This is a genomic window from Actinokineospora spheciospongiae (genome assembly GCF_003182415.1).
Lineage (GTDB): Bacteria > Actinomycetota > Actinomycetes > Mycobacteriales > Pseudonocardiaceae > Actinokineospora > Actinokineospora spheciospongiae.
In genome coordinates this window covers 32,301-58,838 of sequence record NZ_QHCP01000003.1, presented here as the reverse complement: position 1 = coordinate 58,838, position 26,538 = coordinate 32,301, and the positions used below count along the sequence as shown (strand labels likewise).

General features: G+C 73.1%; 23 protein-coding genes and 3 tRNA genes. 8 read left to right on the top strand and 18 right to left on the bottom strand.

Going from position 1 to position 26,538, the window contains the following annotated elements; genetic code table 11:
- Positions 1 to 47 precede the first annotated feature (47 nt).
- From DFQ13_RS07705 to DFQ13_RS07670, 8 genes are all read right to left on the bottom strand, one after another.
- Complete coding sequence (locus DFQ13_RS07705) at positions 48 to 1,292, bottom strand: acyltransferase family protein (protein WP_110079370.1); 1,245 nt, start codon at positions 1,290 to 1,292, stop codon at positions 48 to 50.
- Positions 1,289 to 2,380: a Gfo/Idh/MocA family protein gene (locus DFQ13_RS07700; RefSeq protein WP_110079369.1), complete on the bottom strand. Its 1,092-nt coding sequence runs from the start codon at positions 2,378 to 2,380 to the stop codon at positions 1,289 to 1,291. Before DFQ13_RS07700 ends, DFQ13_RS07705 begins: the two co-directional genes overlap by 4 nt.
- Positions 2,381 to 2,408: 28 nt before the next feature.
- Positions 2,409 to 3,929 (bottom strand): sugar transferase, encoded by a 1,521-nt coding sequence (locus DFQ13_RS07695; protein ID WP_052021862.1) that lies wholly within the window; start codon positions 3,927 to 3,929, stop codon positions 2,409 to 2,411.
- 916 nt (positions 3,930 to 4,845) lie between these two features.
- Positions 4,846 to 4,919: transfer RNA gene (locus tag DFQ13_RS07690), tRNA-Phe, on the bottom strand.
- A 149-nt stretch (positions 4,920 to 5,068) separates the two neighbouring features.
- Positions 5,069 to 5,142: transfer RNA gene (locus tag DFQ13_RS07685), tRNA-Asp, on the bottom strand.
- Between the two features lie 41 nt (positions 5,143 to 5,183).
- Positions 5,184 to 5,256 (bottom strand) — tRNA-Glu (locus tag DFQ13_RS07680).
- 104 nt (positions 5,257 to 5,360) lie between these two features.
- The gene (locus DFQ13_RS07675) at positions 5,361 to 6,101 is read right to left on the bottom strand and encodes an SCO6745 family protein (RefSeq protein ID WP_035281190.1); all 741 of its coding nucleotides are present in this window, start codon (positions 6,099 to 6,101) and stop codon (positions 5,361 to 5,363) included.
- 162 nt (positions 6,102 to 6,263) lie between these two features.
- A complete protein-coding gene (locus DFQ13_RS07670; RefSeq protein ID WP_035281188.1) occupies positions 6,264 to 6,509 on the bottom strand; it encodes a hypothetical protein in 246 nt (81 codons plus the stop codon).
- A gap of 238 nt (positions 6,510 to 6,747) precedes the next feature.
- On the opposite strand from DFQ13_RS07670, the gene DFQ13_RS07665 reads away from it, so the two are divergent.
- The 4 genes from DFQ13_RS07665 (at position 6,748) to DFQ13_RS07650 (ending at position 10,269) form a co-directional block, all read left to right on the top strand.
- Positions 6,748 to 7,044, top strand: coding sequence for a metal-sensitive transcriptional regulator (locus DFQ13_RS07665; RefSeq protein ID WP_035281185.1), 297 nt, complete (start codon positions 6,748 to 6,750; stop codon positions 7,042 to 7,044).
- A 59-nt stretch (positions 7,045 to 7,103) separates the two neighbouring features.
- The gene (locus DFQ13_RS07660; protein WP_035281183.1) at positions 7,104 to 7,313 is read left to right on the top strand and encodes a heavy-metal-associated domain-containing protein; all 210 of its coding nucleotides are present in this window, start codon (positions 7,104 to 7,106) and stop codon (positions 7,311 to 7,313) included.
- Positions 7,314 to 7,352: 39 nt separating this feature from the next.
- Positions 7,353 to 9,608 carry a heavy metal translocating P-type ATPase gene (locus DFQ13_RS07655; protein WP_110079368.1) on the top strand — a complete coding sequence of 752 codons (2,256 nt, stop codon included), beginning with the start codon at positions 7,353 to 7,355 and terminating at the stop codon, positions 9,606 to 9,608.
- A gap of 313 nt (positions 9,609 to 9,921) precedes the next feature.
- The gene (locus tag DFQ13_RS07650) at positions 9,922 to 10,269 is read left to right on the top strand and encodes a hypothetical protein (RefSeq protein WP_052020998.1); all 348 of its coding nucleotides are present in this window, start codon (positions 9,922 to 9,924) and stop codon (positions 10,267 to 10,269) included.
- 113 nt (positions 10,270 to 10,382) lie between these two features.
- Here the strand turns inward: DFQ13_RS07650 and DFQ13_RS07645 are convergent, their stop codons facing one another.
- The gene (locus DFQ13_RS07645; protein ID WP_035281179.1) at positions 10,383 to 10,586 is read right to left on the bottom strand and encodes a cold-shock protein; all 204 of its coding nucleotides are present in this window, start codon (positions 10,584 to 10,586) and stop codon (positions 10,383 to 10,385) included.
- A 387-nt stretch (positions 10,587 to 10,973) separates the two neighbouring features.
- On the opposite strand from DFQ13_RS07645, the gene DFQ13_RS07640 reads away from it, so the two are divergent.
- Positions 10,974 to 12,170: a L,D-transpeptidase gene (locus DFQ13_RS07640; protein ID WP_110079367.1), complete on the top strand. Its 1,197-nt coding sequence runs from the start codon at positions 10,974 to 10,976 to the stop codon at positions 12,168 to 12,170.
- 468 nt (positions 12,171 to 12,638) lie between these two features.
- Complete coding sequence (locus DFQ13_RS07635; RefSeq protein WP_233427522.1) at positions 12,639 to 13,493, top strand: helix-turn-helix transcriptional regulator; 855 nt, start codon at positions 12,639 to 12,641, stop codon at positions 13,491 to 13,493.
- 111 nt (positions 13,494 to 13,604) lie between these two features.
- Here the strand turns inward: DFQ13_RS07635 and DFQ13_RS07630 are convergent, their stop codons facing one another.
- The 6 genes from DFQ13_RS07630 to DFQ13_RS35540 all read right to left on the bottom strand — a co-directional run bounded on the left by DFQ13_RS07630 (position 13,605) and on the right by DFQ13_RS35540 (position 18,359).
- Positions 13,605 to 14,135, bottom strand: a complete 531-nt coding sequence (locus DFQ13_RS07630; protein WP_035281175.1) for a hypothetical protein — start codon at positions 14,133 to 14,135, stop codon at positions 13,605 to 13,607.
- On the bottom strand, positions 14,132 to 14,911 hold the full coding sequence (locus tag DFQ13_RS33645; protein WP_181399888.1) for a hypothetical protein: 780 nt from the start codon (positions 14,909 to 14,911) through the stop codon (positions 14,132 to 14,134). Before DFQ13_RS33645 ends, DFQ13_RS07630 begins: the two co-directional genes overlap by 4 nt.
- A gap of 998 nt (positions 14,912 to 15,909) precedes the next feature.
- Positions 15,910 to 16,200, bottom strand: coding sequence for a hypothetical protein (locus DFQ13_RS07620; RefSeq protein WP_110079365.1), 291 nt, complete (start codon positions 16,198 to 16,200; stop codon positions 15,910 to 15,912).
- Positions 16,197 to 17,510, bottom strand: coding sequence for a PPE domain-containing protein (locus DFQ13_RS07615; RefSeq protein WP_110079364.1), 1,314 nt, complete (start codon positions 17,508 to 17,510; stop codon positions 16,197 to 16,199). Before DFQ13_RS07615 ends, DFQ13_RS07620 begins: the two co-directional genes overlap by 4 nt.
- A complete protein-coding gene (locus DFQ13_RS07610; protein WP_110079363.1) occupies positions 17,510 to 18,001 on the bottom strand; it encodes a hypothetical protein in 492 nt (163 codons plus the stop codon). The genes DFQ13_RS07615 and DFQ13_RS07610 overlap by 1 nt, the downstream gene beginning before the upstream one ends.
- Before the next feature lie 235 nt (positions 18,002 to 18,236).
- Positions 18,237 to 18,359 carry a hypothetical protein gene (locus DFQ13_RS35540; protein WP_267897641.1) on the bottom strand — a complete coding sequence of 41 codons (123 nt, stop codon included), beginning with the start codon at positions 18,357 to 18,359 and terminating at the stop codon, positions 18,237 to 18,239.
- A 91-nt stretch (positions 18,360 to 18,450) separates the two neighbouring features.
- Between DFQ13_RS35540 and DFQ13_RS07605 the strand changes: the two genes are divergently transcribed.
- Together DFQ13_RS07605 and DFQ13_RS07600 are read left to right on the top strand one after the other, a co-directional pair.
- Complete coding sequence (locus DFQ13_RS07605; protein ID WP_035281166.1) at positions 18,451 to 19,035, top strand: PaaI family thioesterase; 585 nt, start codon at positions 18,451 to 18,453, stop codon at positions 19,033 to 19,035.
- Between the two features lie 9 nt (positions 19,036 to 19,044).
- Positions 19,045 to 20,247: a metallophosphoesterase gene (locus DFQ13_RS07600; RefSeq protein ID WP_110079362.1), complete on the top strand. Its 1,203-nt coding sequence runs from the start codon at positions 19,045 to 19,047 to the stop codon at positions 20,245 to 20,247.
- A 99-nt stretch (positions 20,248 to 20,346) separates the two neighbouring features.
- Here the strand turns inward: DFQ13_RS07600 and DFQ13_RS07595 are convergent, their stop codons facing one another.
- From DFQ13_RS07595 to DFQ13_RS07585, 3 genes are all read right to left on the bottom strand, one after another.
- Positions 20,347 to 23,106, bottom strand: a complete 2,760-nt coding sequence (locus DFQ13_RS07595; protein ID WP_233438317.1) for a serine/threonine-protein kinase — start codon at positions 23,104 to 23,106, stop codon at positions 20,347 to 20,349.
- A gap of 674 nt (positions 23,107 to 23,780) precedes the next feature.
- On the bottom strand, positions 23,781 to 25,112 hold the full coding sequence (locus tag DFQ13_RS07590; RefSeq protein ID WP_325050905.1) for a glutamate ABC transporter substrate-binding protein: 1,332 nt from the start codon (positions 25,110 to 25,112) through the stop codon (positions 23,781 to 23,783).
- Entirely contained in the window at positions 25,109 to 26,416 is a 1,308-nt protein-coding gene (locus DFQ13_RS07585; RefSeq protein ID WP_110079361.1) for a hypothetical protein, read from the bottom strand. The genes DFQ13_RS07590 and DFQ13_RS07585 overlap by 4 nt, the downstream gene beginning before the upstream one ends.
- Between the last annotated feature and the right edge of the window lie 122 nt (positions 26,417 to 26,538).

The window sequence follows — 26,538 nt, the reverse complement described above, 5'->3', positions numbered from 1 at the left end:
GATTGCCTCTCGTGCGAAATCGGGTTCTGCTCGGGTTCAGCTTCGATTTACCGGGTCGAGCGGCCGCGCAGCTCGGCCAGCGACCGGTGCTCGATGAACGGGCGCTCGAAGGCGCGGTGGAACAGGTGGGACACGGCGAGCACCACGGGGATGCCGACCACCAGCAGCAGGACGAACCGGGCGTCCGCCGAGTCGACGGCCGGTTCGACCCCGAAGTGGTACACCAGCCACAGCAGCGGCAGGTGGATCAGGTAGACGCTGTAGGAGAAGTGGCCGAGGAACCGGGGGACGCGACCGGCGAACGCGGCGGCGACCGGCCGCCACCCGCCGCCCGCCAGCACGGCCAGGGCCAGCGCGGTCCCGGCGCCGACGGCGAGGTCGACCCAGAAGTAGTGCGCGTCCACCCACACCGGCCCGGCGGTGAACGCGAGCACGGCGAACCCGGCGAAGCACAGCAGGGCCGCCGCCCCGACCAGCGCCCGCGCGCGCAGCCCGGACCGGACCACCTCCGCGGCCACCACGCCGAAGACGAACAGCGCGAAGAACTGCGGCGTCAGGTTCTGGATGCCGTCGAGCGCGGGCACCCGCTCGGACACCACCTGCGCCGCGACGACCACGGCCAGCCCGAGCGCGGCGAGCGCCCAGCCCGGCACCCGCCTGCGGACCAGCAGCACCAGCGGGAACAGGAAGTAGATCTGCCACTCGATCGCGATCGACCAGAACGCGCCGTTGGGCCGGGGCGCGTCGATCACGTCCTGCAACAGCAGCGCGTGCACCACGATCCCCTTGACCGACACCAGGTCGCCGGTCAGCGCCGGGGTGACGAGGCCGAACACCGCCGCCGACAGCGCCAGCGCCGCCCAGTACGGGGGCAGGATGCGCCAGGCCCGCCTGCGCAGGAACCGGCCGACCCCGCCGAGCCGGTAGTCCCGCCGCGCCGGGGCGATGGCCAGCGAGAAGCCGCTGACCACGATGAACACCGCCACGGCGAGGTGGCCGTAGACCAGCCACGACGCCCAGGCGGGGCCGGTGTCGCGCGGGTAGCCGGGGTAGGTGGTGAGCCAGATGTGGTGCGCGACGACGAACACCGCCGCGAACGCCCGCACACCGTCCACGAACGACAGCCGGAGCGCGGGCGGCCCGGTCTCCACGACGATCGGGGCGAACCGCTCGGTCACCTCGGCCGCCGGGGCGATGCGCACGGTCGGTTCACCCGCCGGGGTCGGCGCGGCGGCACCGGGTGCCCGGGTGTCCCCCGTGCCCCCGGTGCCGACCGCCCCACCCGTGGTCACAGCAGCGCGCCCTCGGGGGCCGCGGCGTTCGCGGAGCCCGCGACGTCCTCGGAGTCGAGGATGGGCAGGAACGCCCCGCCCTGGGCGAGGCTGGCGGAGGCGGCCTCCAGGATGGCGAGCACCCGCAGGCCGGAGCGGCCGTCGGTCAGCGGCGGGCGGCCCTCGGTGATGGCGGCGTGGAACTCGGCCATCACCGCGCGCAGCGCCTCCTTCTCCGGCAGCGCGGGGGCGACCATGTCACCGGTGCGGTAGGACACGATCGTCTGCTCGCGCTTCTCCTCGCCCAGCTCGGCGGCCCCGGCGCGGTCCACGCCCCGGTCGTAGACCGACAGCCGCTGGCTGGGGTTGAGGTCGTCCCAGACCACCGTGCGCTGCGAGCCGCCGATGACCATGGTGCGGATCTTCGTCGGCGACAGCCAGTTCACGTGCACGTGCGCCATGGCGCCGCCGGTCAGCTCGATGGTCAGGTGCGCCACGCAGGCGCGGCCCGCGCCGATCGGGTCCGAGCCGTGCGCGGCCACCGCCAGCGGTCGCACCCCCTCGGGCAGGATCGACAGGAAGATCGACAGGTCGTGCGGGGCCAGGTCCCAGAGCACGTCCACGTCCGGCTGCACCAGGCCCAGGTTGATCCGCACCGAGTCCAGGTACTGCACCGAGCCGATCCCGCCGCTGTGCACCAGCTCCCGCAGGTGCGCCACGGCCGGGGTGTAGCAGTAGGTGTGGTCGAGCATGAGGGTCAGCCCGCGCTCCTCGGCGGCCCGGACCAGCGCGGCGCCCTCGGCGTGGGTGGCCGCGAGCGGCTTCTCCACCAGGACGTGCTTGCCCGCCTCCAGGGCGGCCATGGCCACCGGAAGGTGCGTCCCGGCCGGGGTGGCGATGGCGACCGCGTGCACCTCGGGGTCGGCGAGCACCTCGTCGAGGGAGTCGGAGACCCGCACGGTCGAGTACTCGCCGAGGACCCGGCGGGCCCGGTCGGCGTCGAGGTCGCACAGGTACCGCAGGCGCAGCCCGGGGGTGGCCTGGGCGTTGCGCACCAGGTTCGGTCCCCAGTACCCGGCGCCGATGACGGCCAGCCCGATGGTCTGCACGTGACACTCCACTTCGGATCAGGAACTGCTAGTAGGCACCGGCGCCGCTGAACACGGCCCGGAAGGTCTTCCAGAGGATCACCGCGTCGAGGGCGAGCGACCAGTCCTCGACGTAGCGCAGGTCGAGCCGGACCGCCTCCTCCCACGGGAGGTCGGAGCGCCCGCTGACCTGCCACAACCCGGTCAGGCCCGGCTTCACCAGCAGCCTGCGGCGCACGTCGGGGGCGTAGCGGGCGGTCTCCTCCGGCAGCGGCGGGCGCGGCCCGACCAGCGACATCGGACCGGCGAGCACGTTGAACAACTGCGGCAGCTCGTCGATGGAGTAGCGGCGCAGGACCGCCCCGACCCTGGTCACCCTCGGGTCCTTGCGCATCTTGAACAGCAGGCCGTTGCCCTCGTTCTGCTCGGCGAGCTGGGTCACCATCCGGTGCGCGCCGGTGACCATGGTGCGGAACTTGACGATGGTGAACTCGCGGCCGTCCTTGCCGACCCGGCGCTGCTTGTAGAACACCGGCCCCCGGCTGTCGATCGCGATGGCGGCGGCGACGAACAGCATCACCGGCGCCAGCAGCGCCAGCAGCACGGCCGAGCCGACCTTGTCCATGGCGTCCTTGACCACCCGGCGGACCCCGGTGAACGACGGGGCGCTGACCCGCAGCAGCGGCATCCCGAGCACCGCGTCCACGTGCAGCCGCGGCCCGGCGACCTCCATCAGCACCGGGGCGACGACCATCTCCGCGCCGCTGCCCTCCAGCCGCCAGGCGAGCTGCTGCAACCGCTGCGGGGTCCAGTACTGGTCGGGGGTGACCGCGACGATGCGGTAGCCGCCGCGGCGGGCGTGCGTGGCCAGGTCGCTGAGGCGGCCGATCACCGGGACGCCGTCGACGTCGGGCAGGCCGTCGCCGAGGCCGTCGGTGGTGCAGACCGCGTCCACGCGCCAGCCCAGGTGGGCGGAGCCGCGGGTGCGGGAGATCAGGTCCTGCACGGTGTCGAGGCTGCCCGCGGCCATCACCGGCAGCAGGCAGCGGCCCTCGCGGCGGCGGCGGTGCAGGAGTTGGCGCTGGGCGTAGCGGATGGGGAACAGCAGCAGCGCGGTCGCGGGCACCACCACGAACACCCACGGCCGCAGCCGGGCGATGTCGAACAGCAGCCCGCCGAGCGCGAGCACCACGGCGGCGGCGACGAACGCCCGGCCGAGCCTGCGGAACTCCTCCGCGCCCTGCCCCAGCGCGGCGCTGTTCCACGCCCGGTTGACCATCAGCGCGGCGAGCAGCACGACGAAGGTGGTCAGCCCGACCAGGCCCACCAGCGGACCGTCCGGGTAGGCGCGGTGCTGCACGTACCCGCCGACCCCCAGCACCCCGACCACGACCGCCACCAGGTCACCGGCGATGACGCCCGCGCGGTACTTCGGCTCCCACCCGGCGACCGGGGGGAACGACGGCTCGCCCGCGGGCAGCCCAACGCGCGGCCCGCGGGCGCGCCGGGCCCCGCTCGGCGTGGGCCGCAGTGCCGCTCGGCGGCGCGAGTACCCAACTTGGTCACGCATTGTGCATCCCCCGGTTCGGGCGATCGGGCAGGACAGGACGGGCGAGAGGTCCCCGGCCCCCCACCTGGTGTGATTTCCGTGATTCGGACCAACCGCCCGCCCCCGAGGGGATCGGACGTGGTCGCGATCCCTCTTTCGTTCCCCTGCACCACGCCGTTACACACACGGTTAACGAAGAGCCCCCGAGAAACCGCCCCCACTAACTGCGCCCACCCTCAACTACACAATCCGTAGCAAACCCCGTGACGCGCACTTGACTTGATCACCCCCAACACCCCAGCTCCGCCCCACCGCCCATCCCGCGCACAACCGTCTATTCCGGACAGAAAATGTTGTGACGGAGAGTACAAGTCGTCCCGCCGATTTCCGTTCCCCCCGCCAACAACCCCCACCCCCACCCAATCTCGATCACCCATCCCCCCGCCCAGGGCGAAATCCACTCCCACAGACCACCCCACCCCCCGCAGATCACCAAATCCCCCTCAAATACCCCTTCCACCTGCACAACCCCCCCACCCTCCAACCCACCCGGTTGGCAACCAACCACCCCACCCCCCATCCCCAAACCCACCAACCCCCCACCCCCCGAACACACCCAGTCACCCAAAGTGATCCACATCACACCCCAGGTTCCCCCACCCGTCCCACCCCCATACCCCCAACTCCCCGCATTCCCCCCATCACCCCAAGTACCCCTTTAGAAACCACTCAATCCCCAAGCCGCCCCCCACCCAAAACCCAAACCCCCCCCACAACAGTGACCCACCTCACCCACCCCCAAGATCCACCCACCCCCTCCTCCAAGCGCCACTCCCCAACACCCTCCCCTTCAAGCCCCCCTCCCCAACGCCCCCACGCCCTCTCCCCCAACGCAGAACGCCCGCCCCGGAATCCCGGAACGGGCGCTCAACTCTTGTGGCCAGGGGCGGGGTCGAACCGCCGACCTACCGCTTTTCAGGCGGTCGCTCGTACCAACTGAGCTACCTGGCCGTATAAAAGTGCGAAGCACTGATCCAACACAACAGCACCACGCTGGTTCAGCAACCCCACGCACCGTGGGAGTCTGGGGGGTCGCCCCCCAGTGCAATGGCGAGCGCCCATGCTCACGCACTCCGTGAGCATGGGCGCGCCAAAGCGAGCGACCCTGACGGGACTCGAACCCGCGACCTTCGCCGTGACAGGGCGACGCGCTAACCAACTGCGCCACAGGGCCTTGCTCTACTGCTGGTGGAACCTTACCTTACCGGTGTTGCGTGCTCCCAACGGGATTCGAACCCGCGCTGCCGCCTTGAAAGGGCGGAGTCCTAGGCCGCTAGACGATGGGAGCCCAGGTGCTGCTTGCTCGGTGTCGCTGGAAGCAAGATTAGCTTAGGGCACACCGTCCAGCCACCGAAATCCGGGGTACCAAACAGGGTTTGACCTGCGCGAACCTCACTCCAGGGCGAGCAGGGCCTGGTGCAGCTCGGTGCGGTCGGCCGGGTCGAGGGCGGCGAGGAGTTCGTCGGTGCGGAGGTTGGTGGCGTCCTCGGCGGCTTCCCAGCGGACAGTGAGGTTGGGGATCGCCTTGGCGGTGGCGACGAGCCCGGTGATCGCCTCGGGGCGCCAGCCGATGAGCGGCAGCCGGTCGGGGCCCGCGCCGGGGTCGGCGACGACGGCGGCGGGCAGCGGGACGCCGCAGGCGCGGAGGGCGGCGAAGTGCAGGCCGCCGCGCAGTTCGCGGAAGAGCATCAGGGCGTGGCCGAGGCGTTCGGGGCCGTCGGTGGGGCGCGGGGCGGCGCGCAGGCCCGCGAAGAGGGGCAGGCCGCTGGCGTCGGCGGCGTCGACGACCGCCAGCAGCAGGTCGGCGGTGCGGTCGGGGGTGGTGGCGTGGGCCAGGTGGGTGCGCGACCACTGCCAGAGGGCTTCGCAGTAGGCGGCGAGGGCGGCCTCGGGCAGCAGGGTGGCGCGGGAGAGCAGCAGCTCGACCATCCTGGGCGGGAAGATGCCGAAGGTCTCGGCGGCGACCAGCGGGGTGGGGGCGCCGAGGGCGGCGGCGCGGCCGCTGAAGTAGAGGGTGTTCGCGGGTTGCCCCGCGGCGGCCTCCTGCTCGGCGAGTTCGGCTGAGGTCATGAAGGCGCCGCCGAGGCGCTGGACGACGGCGCGGGTCTCGGCGGCGACGGAGACGGCGGTCACGCGGGCAACGGTGTCACGGAATGGCCGGAATCCGCAATGGTCCACGGGGGCCAAGTCGAGGGTGTCCGCTATTCACCGGCACGCATTCGGTATAGCGCGCCGAAATGGGTTGCTCATACCGGGAACGGCGTCGGCGGACGCCGTTCCCGGGGGTGCGGGCGGTCAGCGGCGGACCGGCGGGACCCCGTCCTCGCCGTCGACCAGGCCGAGCATTTCCAGCAGCTCACGGCAGTCCCCGGCGTCCACGGCGCTGCGCGCCACGGCCAGCCTGGCCCGGCGGACCTGCTCGTCGGAGACCCGGGCGGACTCCCCGGAGCGCGGTGCGGGGACGCCGCCGGGGTACTGCCCGGCCGAGCCCATGCTGTCCTGTTGGAGAAGGAAGCTCCGGACTTCGAGTGACCCGCTCATTGTTGCCTCCCCGGCTTTTTGTCTGGCGTGAGGCTATGAGAGAAGTCGGCGTTGTCGCAGCCCCCCGGCGAGTGAACCGGTCCACACCTTGGGTTGCCTAAAGTGATCGGTTTTCCCGACGCTTTGTGACAACGACCGGTATTCTCCGACCGCCCCCTTCACCCGTTCGGCCCCATGTGCGCCGCCTCGCACACCGTCCGCTTGCGGAACCCCTACCCCCCATGGGTATCTTGGGGGCATGGAGCACGAGCACGCCCCCGGCTACAGCGCCAAGAAGGACGCCCACCTGCGCAGGCTGCGCCGGGTGGAGGGGCAGGTCCGCGGCCTGCAGCGGATGGTCGACGAGGACAGCTACTGCATCGACGTCCTCACCCAGGTCTCCGCCGCCACCAAGGCGCTGCAGGCGTTCGCCCTCGAACTGCTGGAGGAGCACATGGCGAGCTGCGTCGTGGACGCCGCCAGGGAGAGCGACGCCGCCGCCGCGGCGAAGGTGCGCGAGGCCGCCGACGCGATCGCCCGGCTCGTCCGCTCCTGACCCGCCAAGCAGCACAGAGGCAAGTCCCAGAGGCAAGCCCCCAGAGGAAGGCACCACCCGTGTCCCAGCAGACCGTCTACACCGTCACCGGCATGACCTGCGGCCACTGCGCCAGCTCGGTCACCGAGGAGCTGTCCGAGCTCCCCGGTGTCACCGACGTCGCGGTCGACCTGCCCACCGGGGCGGTCACCGTCACCAGCGCCACCGAGCTGGACCGGTCCTCGGTCGCCGCCGCGGTGACCGAGGCCGGGTACCAGCTCGCGGGCTGAGCCCTGCCCCACCAGCCCGCACCGACCCGAGGGAATCCCATGACCACCACCGAGCACGCCACCGACACCGTCGAGCTGGACATCGGCGGGATGACCTGCGCCTCCTGCGCCAACCGGGTCGAGCGCAAGCTGAACAAGCTCGACGGCGTGCGCGCCTCGGTCAACTTCGCCACCGAGCGCGCCACCGTCACCGCCCCCACCGGGTTCGCGCTGGACCGCCTGGTCGGCACGGTCGAGGCCGCGGGCTACACCGCCGCCCCGGTCGCCGAGGAGCGGCCGGACCCGGCGGAGGCGGACTCCGCCCACGACGACGAGGCCGGGGAGCTGCGCGAGCGGTTCCTGCTCGCCGCGGTGCTCGGGGTGCCGGTCGTGGTGGTCTCGATGGTGCCCGCGTGGCAGTTCCCGACCTGGCAGTGGGCGGCGCTCGCGCTGTCGGCCGTGGTGGTCGCGGTCTGCGCGTGGCCGTTCCACCGGGCCGCGGCGGTGAACCTGCGCCACGGCGCGGCCACCATGGACACGCTGGTGTCGATGGGCGTCGCGGTGGCGTTCCTGTGGTCGGTGTACGCCCTGCTGTTCGGCGGCGCGGGCGTGGCGGGCATGCGGCACGAGTTCAGCCTGCTGCCGCGCGGGGACCACGGCGCCGCCGACATCTACTTCGAAGTGGCTGTCGGCGTCACCGCGTTCCTGCTGCTGGGGCGCTGGCTGGAGGCCCGGTCGAAGCGGCGGGCCGGGGCCGCGCTGCGGGCGCTGCTGGCGATGGGCGCCAAGGACGTCGCCGTGCTGCGCGACGGGGTGGAGACCCGGGTCCCGGTGGCGCGGCTGCGGGTCGACGACCTGTTCGTGGTGCGGCCGGGGGAGAAGGTCGCCACCGACGGCGCGGTCGTCGAGGGCGCCTCCGCGGTCGACCGGTCGCTGGTCACCGGCGAGTCGGTGCCCGAGGAGGTCGGGCCGGGCTCGGCGGTCGTCGGCGGCACGCTCAACACCAGCGGGCGCCTGGTCGTGCGGGCGGCCAGGGTCGGCGCGGACACCCAGCTCGCCCAGATGGCCCGGCTGGTGGAGCAGGCGCAGACCGGCAAGGCGCGGGTGCAGCGGCTCGCCGACCGGGTCTCGGCGGTGTTCGTCCCGGTCGTGCTGGGCATCGCGCTGCTGACCCTGCTGGGCTGGTTGCTCACCGGGGCGGAGGCGGACGCGGCGGTGACCGCGGCGGTGGCGGTGCTGGTGATCGCCTGCCCGTGCGCGCTGGGCCTGGCCACGCCGACCGCGCTGCTGGTCGGCACCGGCCGGGGCGCGCAGCTCGGCATCCTGGTCAAGGGCCCGGAGGTGCTGGAGTCGACCCGCCGGGTGACGACCGTCGTGCTGGACAAGACGGGCACGGTCACCACCGGGCGGATGTCGGTGGTCGAGGTCGTCGCCGCCCACGGGGTCGACCCGGCCCGGCTGCTGCGGCTGGCGGGCGCGGTCGAGGCGGGCTCGGAGCACCCGATCGCCCGCGCGGTGGCCGCGCACGCCGCCGAGGCCGGTCCGCTGCCACCGGTCGAGGGCTTCCGCAACACCGAGGGCCTGGGCGTCACCGGCCTGGTCGACGGCGAGGACGTGGTGGTTGGCAGGCCCCGGTTGCTGGCCGGGCACGGCGTCGCCGGGATCGAGGCGCTGGCCGGGGCCAAGGCCGACGCCGAGGAGCGCGGGCACACCGTGGTCGCCGCGGCGGCGGGCGGGCGCATCCTGGGCCTGATCGCGGTGGCCGACACGGTCAAGGAGTCCAGCGCGGACGCCGTCCGCGCCCTGCGCGAACTGGGCCTGCGCCCGGTGCTGCTGACCGGCGACAACGAGCGGGTGGCGCGGGCTGTCGCGGCCCGGGTGGGCATCACCGCCGAGGCCGACGTGATCGCCGAGGTGCTGCCCGCGGAGAAGGTGGCCGCGGTGCGCGGGTTGCAGGAGGCGGGCGAGGTCGTGGCCATGGTGGGCGACGGGGTCAACGACGCGCCCGCGCTGGCCGCCGCCGACCTGGGCCTGTCCATGGGCACCGGGGCGGACGCGGCGATCGAGGCGGGTGACCTGACCCTGGTCCGCGGCGACCTGCGGCTGGCCGCGGACGCGATCCGGCTGTCGCGGCGCACGCTGCGCACCATCCGGGGCAACCTGTTCTGGGCGTTCGCCTACAACGTGGCGGGTATCCCGCTGGCGGCCCTGGGCCTGCTCAACCCGATGATCGCGGGTGCGGCGATGGCGCTGTCCAGCGTGTTCGTGGTGTCCAACAGCCTGCGGCTGCGCGGCTTCCGGGCCACCGCGGGCTGACCGCGCCCGGCGGGTGAACACCTCACCCGTCAAGGCGAAATCCGGGTGAACATTCGCTGAGAAAAATACACGTCCGGCCCTCGCCGGAAACGCGTGCGCGTGCAACAATCGACGTGCTGACACCCCCCGGTCAGCACCTGTGGAGATCCCCTCCGGCCCCCGCGCTCCTCCCCCTGGCGCGGGGGCCTCTCCCTGTCGGGGGAAGGGCATCCGCGCAGGTCAGCGTAGTGGCGCAGGCAAACCGTCCACACCGTCACACGTGGTCCAGGTCACAGGTGCGAACCCGCCGCAACCCGTTCGTTATCCTGTTCCCGTGCCTTTTCCCTCTTTCGGACGCAGCCGCCCTGACCCCAAGGCAGACGGCACCAGCTCGGGACGCCAGCGCGGCCCGCTGCGGGAGCAGGAGCAGCAGGACCTCCCCGACAACGACCTCGAGAACTACCTCGCCGCGCTGTCCCCGGACAGCGACGTGGAGACCACGGGGTCGGGCCGCCGCTTCGGCAGCGCCGAGGTGCACCAGCTCCGCCTGCCGCTGGTCGCCAACGAGCAACTGCGCGAGATCGCCGCGTACCGCAACACCTCGCCGATGGCACTGGCCCAGGAGTGGGTCATGCAGCGGCTGGAGTGGGAAGCGCAGCAGCTCAAGCAGTCGCAGTCCTGAACCCGGTCCGCCACCCCCGACACCCACACCGAGGAGCCCCGGTCCGCAGGCGGACCGGGGCTCCTCGTCGTCAGGTCGGTGCCGCTCCCGCGCGGCCGACTAACAGCAGATGACTACAGCGGGATGACGTTCGTGGCCTGCGGCCCCTTGGTGCCCTGGCCGACCTCGAACTCGACGCGCTGGTTCTCCTCCAGCGTGCGGAATCCCTTGGACTGGATCTCGGAGTAGTGCACGAAGACATCGGCACCGCCGTCGTCCTGCGCGATGAAGCCGAAGCCCTTTTCCGAGTTGAACCACTTGACAGTGCCCTGTGCCATAAACCTGCCTCCAACGCAGGAGCATTGGGGCTGCACCATGCAGCCCCGGGCCGCCCCCGGGCGATACTCCCGCCCACTACAGCGGGAAAGCAGCGCGCCCGCGTTCTCGTTCCGCGAGCGTGTAAGCACGAACACAGAAACTACGGCCTGCACGGCAAATCGTATCGAGCGAAACCCCGGCGCACTACTGCCTGATGGGCGCTCGGCTGGGCCATGCGGGTGATGTGGGTGAGCACGCTCCGCAATGGTCGCATCGCACTTCGAACGCGAGGCGAACTGCGCCGAAATTCCATTGAATGTGTTGCGTGTCACAGTGTTCCCGGTCAACTTCCGAGAGGTCCGCCACGTCGTTACAGGTGCACAGGCAATGGGGGAAGGGAAACGCACATGGACAAGCGGAGGCGCTGGTTCCCGGCGACGCTGCTGGGCGCGGGCCTGGTCGCCGCGCTGGCCCTGGGGGGCTGCACGAGCGGGGGCGCGGCATCGACCGCGGGCGGCGGCGGGGAACAACCCGCCGCGGAGCAGAGCGTGGCCAAGGCGGCCGCGGTGACCACCTCCCCGGCGGCGGGCGCGGTGGACGTCGGTCCCGGCGGGCCGGTCACGGTGACGGTGGTCGACGGCGCGCTGGAGACGGTGTCGCTGACCAACCCGGAGGGCAAGCAGGTCAAGGGCACCCTCTCGGCCGACCGCACGTCGTGGGCGGTCGCCGAGGACCTCGGCTACGGCAAGACCTACACCTGGTCGGGCTCGGCCACCGGCAACGACGGCAGGGCGGTCGCCCTGGCGGGCGCGTTCACCACGGCCAAGCCCAAGCGCCAGGTCGGCGCCAGCCTCAACACCGGCGACGGCCAGACCTACGGCGTCGCCATGCCGATCGCGGTCACCTTCGACGCGGCGGTCAAGGACAAGGTCGCGGCCGAACAGGCGCTCGCGGTGGAGACCTCGGTCCCCACCGAGGGGGCGTGGGCGTGGCTCGACGACCGCCGGGTGCACTGGCGGCCCAAGGAGTACTGGAAGCCCGGCACCCAGGTGAAGGTCACGGTCGACATCTACGGCCGCGACCTCGGCGCGGGCAGCTACGGCCGCGCCGACGTCACCTCCTCCTTCGCCATCGGCCGCTCCCAGGTCGTCAAGGCCGACACCCAGACCCACCGCGTGCTCGTCTTCCGCGACGGGGTGCAGACGGCCGACTTCCCGGCGTCGATGGGCCTGGAGTCCGACCCGGGTCGGGTCACCAAGAGCGGCACGCACGTGGTGATGAGCAAGCACTCCACCTATGCGATGACCAACCCCAAGTACGACTACGAGAACGTCGTGGTCCCCTGGGCGGTGCGCATCTCCAACAACGGCGAGTTCGTCCACGGCTACGCCCCCTCCATCCCGCAGCAGGGCAAGGCCAACGTCTCCCACGGCTGCATCAACCTCGCCCCCGCCAACGCCAAGCTGTACTTCGACTCGGTCCTGGTCGGCGACCCGGTCGAAATCACCGGCAGCAACCAGCAACTGAGCGCGGTCGACGGCGACATCTACGACTGGGCCATCACCTGGGACAAGTGGTCCACGATGTCCGCCAGCAGCAACTGATCGATCACGGGGGAGGGGTGGGCGGCCGGGTGGCCGCCCACCCCTCCCCCGTCTCGCCCCACCTCGCCCCAGGTCCCTCGCCTCGACGCCTGTCCCGACCGACCACCACGCCCCTGGTTCCTCCCCCGACATCTATCTGGAACGACCACCGCATCCCCGGTTCTCGGCCTCGACGCCTGCCTGGCCCGACCACCGCGCCCCAGATTCCCGGTGCCCCGCCTCGACCACCACCGCACCGCCGGGCCCCTTGCCTCGACACCCGTCGTGACCGATCCCCACGCCCCGGACGCCTCGCCTCGACGCCCGTCCCGTCCGTCCCCGCACCCCGGGCGCCCTGCCTCAGCACCCGTGCCCACCCACCACCGCGTCCCCGCGTTCCGTGCCCGTCTCAGCCCGCCACCGCACCGCCGGGCCCCTGCCTCGGCTGATCACCGCGCCCCCGGGCGGCGCGGTGGCTACTGTGGCCCGGTGAGCCGCTTCGCCGCGCTGTCCCCGGTGCTGGGCCATTCCCCCGCCGCGGCCCCGGCGGAGCCCGAGGAGGTCGCCGCCGGGTACCTGGTCGTGCGCTCCTCCGGGGCCACCGCCGCCCGCCAGGCCCTCGACGCCGCCCGCGGCGGCAAGACCAGGGCCGACCCGGACCGGGTGCAACTGCTCATGCGCGCCACCCTCCCGCGCCACCTGCCCCCCGCGGGCACCACCATCGGCTTCGGCGACTGCGAACTGCGGGTCCACCCCGGCGACCGCCAGGGCATGGTCCTGCTGACGGTCGCCACCCACAAGCTCTCGGTCGACTTCGGTGAGCTGCGCCCCTTGCTGTTCCGCCAGGTGCCGGTGGAGCGGGGCCTGCAATCCCTGTTCGCCACCTCGGTCGCCCACCTGCTCGCCGTCGCCGAAACCCTCGACCCGCACGGCGCCAAGGCCTACCTCCTCGGCCTGGCCGAACTGGTCCTGCGCACCGCCCTGCGCACCGAACTCGACCGCGCCGACGCCCTCGCCACCCGCCGCCGAGCGGCCACGGAGTACATCCGCGAACACCTGTCCGACCCCACCCTCACCGCCGAACGCATCGCCGAAGCCCTCTTCATCTCCCGCCGCCGCCTCTACCAACTCTTCGACGACGGCGACGGCGTCTCCGGCCGCATCAGGACCCTCAGGGTGGAACGCGCGAAAGAACTCCTCGCCGACCCAGCCCTCGGCGTCCGGGGAATCGGCGAGATCTCCCGCCAGTGCGGCTTCGCCAACGCCGCCCACTTCTCCAGAACCTTCCGCAAAGCAGTGGGCCAAACCCCCCGCGACTACCGCGACGAAGTGCTGGGCACCTAGGTCCTACAAGCCACCCCAAGAACCACCCACCCGGGCACCCGCCAACGCCAAAACCGGGCTCTCAAAACGCGGCAGGCAGAACTTGAGGCCAACCCCGGCAACGCGCAGGGCTTATGCGAAAGACACCGACGACACCAACCGCCCCAACGTGGTGGCCAACTCCAGCCACCCGCGCCCAGTCGTGGAGTGCAGGGTGAACACCGCCATCCGCCGCCCCTCCGGCTCGATCACGATCGCCTGCAACTGGCACCCGGGTTCCCCGGCCGGGATGCGGTCGGCGATCACCACCGGGTGCCCGCGCTCGGTCCGCGCCTCGGTCACGTCCTGGATGTCCGGCCCGGCCGCCGCCTCCAGGTACTCCCGCAGCTCCGCCGCGGCGCCCACCCCGTGCGGCACGTCGCTCACCACCACCAGCGCCACCAGCACCGCGGGGTCGGCGGCGGCGTGCTCGACCACGGCGACCAACCCGGCCCCGTTGGCGTGCGCCAGCTCGGCGGCCTCCACCGCGGACTGCCGCAACCCCGGGTCGTGGGCGGACTCCGGCCCACGGGCGCGCACCATCAGCGCGGCCAACTCCTCGGCGGTCTGCTCGGGACTGACCAGCGAAACCGGTGTGACGCCGGGAACAGCGGCCAGCTTCACCGCCGCGGTCCACGGGTCGGCGCCTCGACGAGGACGATCGTTTCCCGACTGACCTGCGCGGGGACCAACGCCCCCGCGAACGCCCCCGCCGCCCCGGTCGGCCGGACCCCGCTCCCGCCAGCGGGCGAGAACAGCCGGGCGAGGGCAGCGGTGGTCCCGGAAAGCCCGTCCAGCACGGGGACCACACCGCGAGCGCCAACGGGCCCGGCCGGGGCGGACACCCCCCGCAGGGCGTCCAACTCGGCAGCCGCGGCGGACGCGGTCCGCTGGTGCTCCTCCGCAAGCACACGGGCGGCCCGCAACACCTCGTCCAACCGCGACCGCAGGGCAGCGAGGGTGGACTCGGCGGTCGCGTGGTCCATCCCGGCCACCGCGGCAGCCGCGGGCGTAGCGGCCAAGTCCAGGTTGTTGCGCGCAGCGTGCACATCATCCTCGGCGGCCGAGATCCGCCCCCGCACCTTCCGGGCCTCCGCATCCAAGTCAGCCGCCGCCCGCCGGTTCCCACCCACCACCCCGGCCCACCCCGACAACACCTCAGCCGCCCGCCGCAACCGCTCCACCCGATCCTCCACACCAGACGGAACACGCCCCAGCGCCACCGCGAACCCCTCCGCCGCAGCCCCCGCCCACCCCCCGGTGACCTCCCGCGCCCGCCGCACCGCGGGCTCCACCCGCCCCAGCGCCTCAGCCGCGGCCACGAACCCCCCGGCAGCGGCCACCGCCGCATCCGGGTCGCCCGGCACCGGGTCGAACCCCAACCCGCGATAAGCGCTCACCACGCCCCCTCCCCACCCGAAACCAAACCCGGACAAGCCACCCCAACCCGCCGCCCCACACCGACAACCCGCCCCACCACACCGATTCGCCTGCCCCCAGGGCCTTTCCTGAAAGCCGGCCCCACGAACCGCCTGCCCAGCGAGCCAACGCCCGGGCAGGTGAATGTGCGCGGCCAGCCACCCACCCCACAAACCGCCAGCCCAACTACGGAAACGCCCGGGTGGGCGGACGTGCGCGGCCAGCCAGCCACCCACCAAACCACCGGCCCAGCAAGCCAACTGTCCGGGTAGGTGGAGGTGCGCGGCCAGCCGACCACCCCGAAAACCGCCAGCCCGGCTACGGCCCTGCCCGGGTGGGTGGAGGTGCTTGCCCAGCCGACCACCCACCAAACCGCCGGCCCGGCGAGCCAACTGCCCGGGTGGGTGGAGGTGCTCGGCCAGCCGGCCACCCAACAAACCGCCAGCCCGGCGAGCCAACTGCCCGGGTGGGTGGATGTGTTTGGCCGGGGGTGGCGATCATGTGACAGCCTCTCTGGGCGGTGGGGCATCTTTTCAGCCCCACCTGACACGCTGGAGCACATGATCGCCATAGGGGCCCCGGCCAAACACATCCACCCACCCGGGCACCACCCACAAACAACCGGGCTTTGCAGGACACACCCCAGGAGCCCGCCCCACCCTGAAACCTCGAACACCCCGCCGATCCCGAACAGCCCCGAGAAGACGCACACCCCCAGCGACACGCACCGCCCCGACAGCTCGCGCAGTCCCAGCACCCACTGCCCCGACAGATTGCGCACCCCCCGCAGCACCTGCCGCGCACACAGCGCCAAACCCCACTCCGGCTCCGACTCCCAGCCCAAACCCGAGCCCGAACAAGATCATCCGACCCTGGGGACCCCCCATTTCCACGTTACCGGGTGGGGGTGACGATTCCGGCGTGCCAGCGAGGGGGGTGTGGACAACTCCGGGTGGGGTGTGGACAGCCGGGGGCATGGTCAGTCGCGGAGGTGGCGGGTGAGGGCGGCGGTGGCGTCTGCCTCGGTGTCGGTGTAGGCGTTGGTGGCCGCGCGCAGGCCCGCCGCGGCTTCGGTGATGGCGGACGTGGTGGTCGTCAGGGCGCTCTGGGCTTCGGTGGTGAAGGCGGTCAGCGCTGCCGCGAGGTCCGGGGGGCCGACCGGTGTGGTCGCGGTGGCGTCGAGGCGCACCTCGGCCAGGATGTCGGCGGTGTCGCGGAGCCTGGCCGAGGCGGCGGCGAGTTCGCCGGGGTCGGCGTGGTAGCCGGTCACGCGCCGAAGACCGACGGGTAGGCGGGGGGCAGGTCGTCGAAGAAGTCGGTGCCCTCGCCGTACTTGTCCTTGTGCTCCTCGTCCTCCGCGCCGGGGGCGCCCGCGCCGCCCGCCATGCCGGGGACCATGCCGGAGGTGCCGCCGCGGCCGCCCATCGCGGACTCCGCTGCCAGGGCGCCCGCCGCTCCGCGCGCGGCCAGGCCCGCGCCCGCACCGGCGCCCGCGCCACGGCCGCCCGCGCCCGCCTCGGCGGCGCCGGGGCCACCCGCGCCGGGGGCGCCGCCGCCACCGGGACCGAAGCCGCCGGGGCCGAAGCCACCGGGACCGAAGCCGCCCGCGCCCACCGAGACACCGCCGGGGCCTCGGGTGCCGTCTGCGCCGTAACCGCCGCCCGCACCGCCGAAGCCCGTGCCTCCGTAACCGCTGCCGTGGCCGCCCGCGCCGCCCGTGCCACCGGGGCCGCCCGAGGTACCGCCGTCGAAGGACGGGGTGGTGCTGTCCCAGTCGGGGCCGCCGGGGGTCGTGGGGCCGTCGGGGTCGTGCGGCGGGGGCGGCACCGGGGACGGGGGCCTGCGGGGGGTGACCGGTGGGACGACCACCTCGGGGCGCTCGGGGAAGACCGGGGGCGCGGTGGGCTGGTTGTCCGGCTTGGGGGTGAACACCGGCAGGTCCCGCGACACCTCCTGGCTGCGGTCCGCATAGGCCCGCATGACCCGGACCGCCTCGGCCTTGGCCGCGTTGCGCTCCTCCAGCTTGGGCGCCTGGTCGTCGGTCATCTGCTTGAGCATGACCGCGCTGGCGGGGTCGCCGCCGACCTTGACGTCGTAGCCCGCCATGAAGTTGCGCTCGGCGTAGTAGTACACCGGCTCGGGCATGGCGGCCTGGGCCCGCATGATCGTGGTCGTGTAGTCCGACAGGCCCGCGCCGATCCTGGAGGCGGTGTGCCCGGCTTCGTCGGCCCACTGGGTGAGGCGGGTGTTGGACTCGGCGGCGCGCACCGCGGCCGGACCGCGCCAGGCGCCCATCAGCCCGCCCACGACCCGGCTGACCTCGCCGGTGGTGCCGGTGATCTTCTCCGCCAGCTCCGCCCAGGACCTGGCGCGCTCGCCGAGCTGCTCCGGCTTGGCCTTCATGATCATGTTGTAGAGGGTGGGGTGGGTGTAGGCGTCCCACCGGATGTGGGTGAAGTCGTTGAACTCCTTGTTGCGCTGCTGCAAGCGCTTGCGGCGCTCGGCGCGCTCCCGTTCGCTGCGGCTCGGCGGGTGGGCCTCGGAGTAGTACTCGCCCTCGCGGTCCTTGTCGTAGCGCATCAGGCCCGCTCCCCCGACTCGACGGCGGGCAGGACCGGGATGCGCTGCTCGACCTGGCGGAACGCCTCGGCCTGCGACTCGTCGGTCTGCGTGTAGGAGGCGAGGGTTTCGTTCATCGTGCGGCGCACCTCGTCGATCTCCTCGATGTAGTCGACCAGCGCGGCGACGACCCCGCTCTGCTCGTCGGCGCGGTTGAGGAAGGTCTGGCGCATCGGGCCCGCGACCGGGCCGCTGCCGTCGTGCAGCGGGTCCGACAGGGCGATGGCGTCGCGCAGCCGGGCCACCAGGTCCTCCTGGAGCTGGGCGAGCTTGCCCTCGGCGCGGCGCAGCTCGTCCGGGCTGATCTCCAGCCCGTCCATGTCCTCGCCCTCGACCCGGTGGTCACCGCGCTCGGCCGCGCGCACCCGCCCGGGCACGAGGTGGGCCTCCGGTCGGGCGCCGTGCCGCTTCGCCAGCGCCTCGGCCTCCGCCATGGTGCGAACCCGCGTCATGCTTCCTCCCACGCCGCCGCTGGAGGCCCCGCTCGAACCGCCTCCGTCAGGTAACAGACTGGCGTGGTGGCCGTCCCGGTTCCACTCCAGCCCCGTGCTTGTGCACACCTGGGCACAACGCACGCTCAGGTGGGCAATACTGCCCCGCGGGTGACGTCCGCACAATCGATCACCCCCCGTGACGGCGACCGGTCGACCCGCGGGCGGCGAGCGCAGCGGGGCGGTCACCGCGGTGTCACCTCCGGCACCGGGGCGGCGGAGCCGGTCCCGGGTCGCCGAGCACCAGCCGGGCCAGCGCGTCGGCCAGTTCCGAGCAGCGCCGCACGACCTCGACCACGTCGGTGGTGTCCTCGTCCACCGCCCCAGCCTGCGACCGGCCGGGGGCCGGGGCCAGCGGCGCTGCTCAGCCGGTCAAGGCGGGTGCGCGGGACGTAAGTTACTCTTCGGTAATGAGTCGAACCACCACCGAGGTGTGGCCGCCGGTGCCGACCGAAGCACCCCAGCGCCACCCGGAAGCGCCCGCACCGGGCGCGGACCTGCCCCAGCACTACGCCTACTGCTTCGGCTGCGGCGACGGCGTCGAGCAGGGCCTGCACATCCGCACCTCGGCCTGCGAGGGCGTCACCATCCGCTCCCGGTTCACCGTGACCGAGGCGCACCAGGGCGCCCCCGGCCTGGCCCACGGCGGACTGCTGGCCTGCGCGTTCGACGAGGCGCTCGGCGCCGCCGTCGGCAACCTGCTGCGCAAGCCCGCGGTCACGGCGAAGCTGGAGACCGAGTTCGTCCGACCGGTGCCGGTGGGCACCACGCTGTTCATCGACGCCCACCTCGACGGCGTCGCCGGGCGCAAGGTCTACGTGTCCGCCGAGGGGCGGCTCGACGCCGAGGACGGGACCGTCGCCGTCCGCGCGCGGGCGCTGTTCGTGCAGGTCAAGCTGAGCCACTTCCTGGAGAACGGCAGGCCGGAGGACCTGGCGAAGATCGCGGACAACCCCGAGCTGCTCACCCGCCGGTCGGTGGAGCTCAATCCGTAGGCTGGCGCCATGTTCTTCGCCCTCATCGGCCTGCTGGTCGTGCTGCTGCACTGGTACCTCTGGAAACGGCTGGTGCGCGACACCACCCGTTCCCGCCGGGGGCGGGTGGTCGGCACGGTAGTGCTGGGTGTGCTCGCGCTGCTGGTGGCGGCGACGCTGTCGCTGACCAGGGTGGTCGGGCCTGCGGAGGCGGCGTGGTTCTCCTGGCCGGGTTACATCTGGCTGGCGATGTTCATGTACCTGCTGCTGATACTGCTGGTCCTGGAGATCCCGAAGCTGCTGCTGCGCGGGTGGTCGCGCGCGGCGCCCGCCCCGGTCCCGGCCCGGGTCGCCGCCGGGTCCGCTGTGGAACCGGCTGCGGAGCCCACCGCGGAACCCCCGGTCGCGCCCGCGGTGGACGAGGGGCGGCGGCTGTTCCTGGCGCGGACCACGGCGGTGGTGGCCGGGGTCGCCTCGGCCGGGATCGTCGGGTCCGGGATGGTCTCGGCGCTGAGCCCGCCGCTGGTCAAGCGGGTGCCGGTGCCGGTGGGCGGGGCCGCGCTGCGCGGGTACCGGATCGCGGTCGTGTCCGACATCCACCTGGGACCCATCTCCGGGCGGGCGCACACCGAGCGCATCGTGCGGATGATCAACGAGACGCAGCCGGACCTGGTCGCCGTGGTCGGCGACCTCGCCGACGGGTCGGTCGCGGAACTGGGCGAGGCGGCGGCACCGCTACGGGACCTGGTCTCCCGCGAGGGCACGTTCTTCGTCACCGGCAACCACGAGTACTACAGCGGGTACGAGCAGTGGGTCGGGGAACTGGAACGGCTCGGGCTGAACTACCTGCACAACGAGCACACCGCGGTCGCGGGCGGGCGGTTGACGCTGGCCGGGGTGACCGACGTGACCGGCAAGGGCTTCGACGACTCCCCGGACATCCCGCGCGCGCTGCTCGGCAGGCCCGAGGGGACGCCGACCGTGCTGATGGCGCACCAGCCGGTGCAGGTCGAGGACGCGGCGGCGGCCGGGGTCGACCTGCAGTTGTCCGGGCACACGCACGGCGGGCAGATGTGGCCGTTCCACTACGCGGTGCGGGCGCAGCAGCCCGCCGTTTCCGGGTTGTCCAAAGTGGACGACACTTGGCTCTACGTGACCAACGGGGCCGGTTTCTGGGGGCCGCCGGTGCGGGTCGGGGCGCCGCCGGACATCTCGATCATCGAGTTGGGGTGAGCTGATCCGGCGGGCGCGCCTCGGAAACCCGGGACCTGTTGGTGGTGCTCGTGGCGGGACTGCGGTTGGCGGGGTGGTCGGCCGTTGTGCCGGTGAGGTTCAGGTGATCGTCCGGGGGCGGATGGAGTTGGCCTGGTCGACCAGGGCGTGGCGTTGTTCCGGGGTGCCTGCCAGGCGGGCCAGGGTGCGGTAGCAGTGTTCGAGGCCGAAGCGCAGTTCGCGTTCGGACAGTGCGCAGCCGAGGACGGTGCGGTGGTGGTTCGCCGGGTCGGCACCCGGTTTGCCCGCCCCGACCCAGCCGTGGGCGGCTTCGAGGACGTCCGCGGCGAGGCGGGTGCGGCGTTCCGCGTCCAGGGTCAGGCGCTCCAGCCGCTTGGCGGCGTCGTGGAGTTCGGGTTCGGTCACGTGCGCCTGGCCGTCCGGTTCACCTGCCCGGGCCTTGATCTTGATGGCGGCGATCTGGGCGCTGAGGTGGTGGCTGGAGGTGTCCGGGACCTGGTCCAGCACCTCGATGGCGCTGCCGCGGGCGCCCTGGGCGAGGTAGACCCTGGCCAGGCCGAAGGCGGCGCTGACCACCGAGTGGTCGGTGCGCCACACCAGCTCGTAGAACCGGGCGGCGGCGAAGTGGTCACCGGACTGCTCGTGGCTCGCGGCCAGGGCCAGCTTCGGCGCCAACTCCCCCGGCACCGCGTCGTACACCCGGTCGAAGGCGTCGCGGGCGGCCGCGGGGTTCTCCGAGACGAGGGCCACCAAGCCGTCGAACCAGTCCGGGCGCCACTCGGCCGGGTCGGTGGCGAGCCTGCGCGCGGCCACCAGTTCCGAGTGGGCCGCCCGCAGGTCGCCCTGCTCCATCCGGGCCTTGACCAGCCGCAACCTGACCTCGATGGAGTCGCGCGGTGCGCTGTTGAGGGCGGCGACCAGTTCGGCGGGCTCGGTGGCGGTGATGCTCGCCAGCACGGTCGCGGCGTGGTCGTCGGTGTCGACCAGCGGCAGCGGCAGGACGCTGGCCACCTCGGCGGGCGCCGGGGCGGGCAGCACGTCCGCGCCCTCCTCGGCCACCGAGGCGCCGAAGGAGCGGGTGTCCACGCTGAACACGGTGGACAGACCGGGCCTCGGCCTGCCGGTGCCCAGCGCCATCACCTCGCGCAGCACCCCGGTCAACTGGTCGGCCATCTCCCCGGCGGAGGTGAAGCGGCGCAACGGGTCGGCGTGCGTGGCGCGCTTGAGGACCCGGTGGTAGCTGCCGAAGAGGGCGAAGAGCGGTTCGGCGTCCGGACCGGGCAGGGTGTGCCGGTAGCGGGTGGTGTACCCGGCGAACTCGATGCTGAGCACCGCCAGCGTCCGCCCGACCGTGTAGATGTCGGAGGCGACGGTGGCGCCCTCGGTGGCCAGTTCGGGGGCGGCGTACCCGGCGGTGAAGAACAGCGGGCTCTCGTAGTCGTCGGTCTTGCGGACCGCGCCCAGGTCGATCAGCTTGAGCTGCTCGCCGGTCTGGATCACGTTGTCCGGCTTGAGGTCGCAGTAGAGCATGTCGATGCTGTGCAGGTACCCGATCGCGGGGAGGATCTCCAACCCGTAGGCGATCACCTGCCCGATCGGCAGCGGCTCCGCCCGCCCGGTCTCCCTGTGGTGCTCCAGCGCGAGCTGCCGCAGCGACTGCCCACCCACGTACTCCATGACGATGTACCCGACCAGCGACCCGGTGTTCGGGTCCGGGTGCTGCACGAAGTTGTAGATCTTCACCACGTTCGGGTGCTCGACCTCGGCCAGGAACCGCCGCTCCGCGACCACCGAGGCCATCGAGGTGGCGTCACCGGTGTCGATGAGGCCCTTGAGCACGACCCAGCGGGCGCTGACGTTGTGGTCCTTGGCCAGGTAGATCCACCCGAGACCGCCGTAGGCGATGCTGCCCAGCACCTCGTACTGGCCACCGACCAGGTCACCGCGGAACAGGCGGGGGCGGAAGTTGTACGCCTGCCCGCAGGTCCCGCACACCCCCTCCGGCGGCCCACCCCGACCGACCTCGGCACCGCAACTGTTGCAGAACCGCTTGTTCTCGGCGACCACCGGGTCGTCCAGGACAGCGCTGGCCGGGTCCTTCACCGGGACGACGGGGACCTCGACCAACCCCGCCCCGAGCCTGCCCCGGCCCGCGGCGCGGGAAGCCGTGCGCCTGCCGGTACCGGGGAACGAACCGGAGCCGGTCGAAGGCTGGGAACCGGACGGGTCGGGGGTCGGGGCGGGCTCGGGCTCCTCGACGGGGGGCGGGGGTTCGATGCTCTGGGTGAGGGTGGGGATCTCCAGGACGCTGGTGGGCTGGTCGTGGCCCCGGAAGTCGTCGTGGAAGGTGGGGCCGGGTGGGGCCGGCTGCGCGGGGCGGAACCGGTCGGGGTGGGGTGCGTTCGGCTGGGCGGACCAGGGCTGGGCCGGGTTGGACTGGCTCGGCTGGGCGGGGTGCGGCCTGCCTGCCTGCCCGGGCCGGGGCTGGCCTGACTGGGCGGCACCGGATTGGCCCGGCTGAGCGGGGTGGAACTGGCCCGGCTGGGCGGCACCGGATTGGCCCGGCTGAGCGGGGTGGAACTGGCCCGGCTGGGCGGGCTGGGCGGGGTGGGCGGAGTGGGGCTGGCCCGGCTGCTTCGGCCGAGGCCTGCCGGGGTGCTCCGGCCGAGGCGGGGGAGGCTCGATCGGGTTTCGCCTGCCGTGGCGACCGCGCTCGGAGGGGCGCGGCTGCGGATCGGTGGACTCGGCCGGGTTGGGTGGGCCGGGGCGGTTCGGGGCCGGGGCGGGGTGGTGGCCACCCGGACCGGGGGCAGGCGAGTTCGGAGCGGAGGGCGGTGAGAGCGGGCGGGACTGAGGCATACCCTGCTCAGTCGGATTCACCGGCCGAGGCTGGGACCCGGTTTGCTCCGCCGAATTCACCGGCCGAGACCGGGAACCGCTCTGCTCCGCCGGATTCACCGGCCGAGACTGAGAACCGGTCCGCTCCGCCGAGTTCGCCGGGCGGGAGTGGGACCCGCTCTGCTCCGCCGGATTCGCCGGGCGAGGCTGGGACCCGGTCTGCTCAGCCGGATTCGCCGGGCGAGGCTGGAACCCGGTCTGCTCCGCCGGGTTTGCCGGGCGGGGGTGGGGGTGCGGCTGGAATGGCGGCACTGGGCGGTGGGGGCCTGCGCCCTGGTCCGGGTGTGGGTGCCCGCTCGGGGGCTGCCTGTGCTGGGGGCCGGTGGATTCCGCCGGGTTCTGCTGCGGTGGGCGGTTGCCGGGGTACGGCGGGCGCTGGTCCTGCGGTGGGGGACCGGTGGGCTCGTCCGAGGTTGGCTGTTGCGGTCGGGGCTGTCCGGGGTGGGGCGGTGGCTGTCCACCGCTCAGCTCCGGGCCCGGGAAGGACGGCCGGGACTGCTGTCCCGGGCGCGGGTGGGCGCCGGGGGTGGGTCGGTGCTGCCCCGGGGGCTGGGCGCTCGCGGGGTCGGGGGGCGGCTGGTCCCAGGGGGGTGGGGGGAGGTGGCCGCTGTGGGGGTCCGGGTTGTGGGTCATGGTCAGTCCCGGTACCGGGCGACCGGGGGGTTGGCGGGTTGGCCGGAGCCGTCGAGCCAGCGGTTGTGGCTGGCGGTCCAGGAACCGGTGCGGATGGAGTCCTCCAGCACGGCGTTGACGAAGCGCACCATGTCCTCGCTCTGCTTGGGGATGCCGATGCCGTACGGCTCCTCGGTGAACCGCGGGCCGACCATCTTCACGTTCGGGTCCTGGGCGGCCATCCCCACCAGGATCGTGTCGTCGGTGGAGATCGCGGTGACCTGGCCCTGTTGCAGCAGCACCAGGCAGTCCGACCAGTTGTCGACGGCGAGGAGGTCCGGTGGGGCGGGGGAGTCGCGCAGCTTGGTGATGGACGTGGAGCCCTTGGCCGCGCAGACCCGCTTGCCGCCGAGTTGGTCGACGGCGGTGATGGGGGAGGACTTCTCGACCAGGACGCGCTGGCCCGCGGTGTAGTAGATGGCGGAGAAGTTGATGTCGGCCCAGCGGGCGCAGGTGGCCGTCATGGTGCGGACGACGATGTCGACGTCGCCGCGCTTGAGGGCGTCGACGCGCTCGGCGGAGGTGATGACCTTGAACTGGACGCGGTCGGGGTCGCCGAAGATGGCGGCGGCGATCTCGCGGACCCGGTCGATGTCGAAGCCGGTGAGGGCGTTGGTGGTGGGGTCCCGGAAGCCGAAGAGGAAGGTGTTCTGGTCGACGCCCGCGATGAGCCTGCCGCGGTCCTGGATGGCGCGCATGGTGGTGCCCGCGGGCATGAGGCCGGGCGTGGGCTTCCCGGCGGGCCGCAGGCTCGCCGTCGGGTCGCACGGGGGCACGGCGGCGGTCGCGCCGGTGCTGGTCGGCGGGTTGACCTCCACCCCCACCGGCTGCGGGCGCTCCACCGACCGCACGTCGACCCGGTCCACCGGGGCCGCGCCGCCCCCGCACGCGGTCACCGCCAACGCCACCGCGACCGCCAGCACCGCCACCCGCCGCATCCGCGCCCCGCTCCCCCCGACCGCCCGCACCCCGACCGCCCCACCCGACCCGCGCACCCCGACCACTCCGCCGACACCCGGCGCTCCACCGACCTCCACCGCGCCACCAACCCTCACCGCGCCACCCGTGACCACCGCGCTGTCGGTCCCCACCACACCGCCGACCCCCACTGTGCCGCCGACCTCCATCTCGCCACCGATCCCCACCGTGCCGCCGGTTCCCGCCGCACCACCCGTGCCCGCCGCGTCGTTGACCTCCACCACGCTCGCCGAGCGGGCACCACCGCCCGCGGGGGTGCTCGCGGGCGGGTCCGCCGGGGGCGGGTGGGCGGGGCCGGGTCGCGGGGTCGGGGTCATCGGTACTCGCGGAGGCGTTCGCGGATGCCCGCGGAGATGCCCGCGGCGGCGACCGTGGTCAGCAGGGCCACGCCCGCGGTGAGGCCGGTGGTGACCTGGGCGGCCCCGGTGGTCTGGGTGGCGAACTCGGCGCGGGAGGCGTCGATGGCCGTGCGCAGGTTGTCGTCGAGGGCGGCGAAGGTGGTGGCGGCGCTGTCGGGGGCTTGGCCGACCGCGACCGTGACCGCTTCCTCGTACTGGCCGTTGCCGTCGAGTTCGCGGATTCTGCGGTGGGCGCCCTGCCAGGCCGAGGCGTTGTCCACGGCCTGGCGGACGGCGTCGGTGGGGGCGAGGTCCTGGGCTTGGCGCAGGAGGTTGTCGCGGCTGTCGCCGGTGAGGGTGGCGGCGAGTTGTTGCCACTCGGCCTCGTAGCCGGGGCCGTCGCCGCGGGCGACGAGGGTGAGGGTTTCGTCGGCCCGGCACTTGAGGGCGTTGATGCGGGCGTGCACGAGGACGTCGGCCTGGGCGGAGCCGTTGCGCTGGGCGTCGTCGACCCGGTCGGCGGCCAGCAGCAGGGCGACCGACGCCCAGGCGACCGCCACGACCACCGCCGCGGTGGCCACGACCAGGCCGACGTTGAGCAGCCGGTTGGTCCTGCGGGTCAGGTGGACCTGGGCCGCGAGCAGGGCGACCAGCAGGGCCGCGGTGAGCGCGACCGGCCCCCACGGCAGCGCGCGGGCCTCGTCCTGGGCGGCTCGCAGGCGCTGGTGGTCGATGCCGTAGAGCTGTTCGGCGGCGGGGAGGATCTTCGAGCGCATCAGCCCGGACGCCTCGCGCAGGTACGCGGCGCCCGCGGGGAAGCCCTGGCGGTTGTTGGCGCGGGCGGTCTCGACGAGTCCGGTGTAGACCGGCAGCTGCCGGGACAGGGTGCTGACGTACCCGGCGGCCACCGGGTCGTCGCCCAGGTCGGAGGAGGCGGCGCCGACCGCCTCGCCCGCCGTGGCGATGTCGAGTTCGTAGCGGGCGCGCAGCTCGGGGGGTTCGACACCGCCGGAGAGGAAGGCGCTGGCCGCGGTGGCGTCGGCGTCGGAGAGGGACCGGAAGATCTGCTGGGCGACCGCGGCGAGGGGTTCGCGCTGGGTGAGGAGTTCGTCGAGGGTGTCCTGCTTGGCCTGGGTGGCGACGGCGGAGACGATGCCGGTGGCGATGGTCAGCAGCAGCAGCCCGGCCCAGATCACCGACAGCCTGCCGGGGGTGGTGGTGGCCGACCTGGCGACCCGGCGCAGGGGCGACGGCGCGGTGGTCTCCGGTGGTGCGGTGGTCACCAACCGGACTCCCCGTGGCTCGACACCCATGGCGACACAGTCAACCGCACGGGACCGGCTGCGGCGTCCGCATCCCCCCGGCGGTTACCTGGCTGTGACACCGGCTCTGAGCACACGCGTTC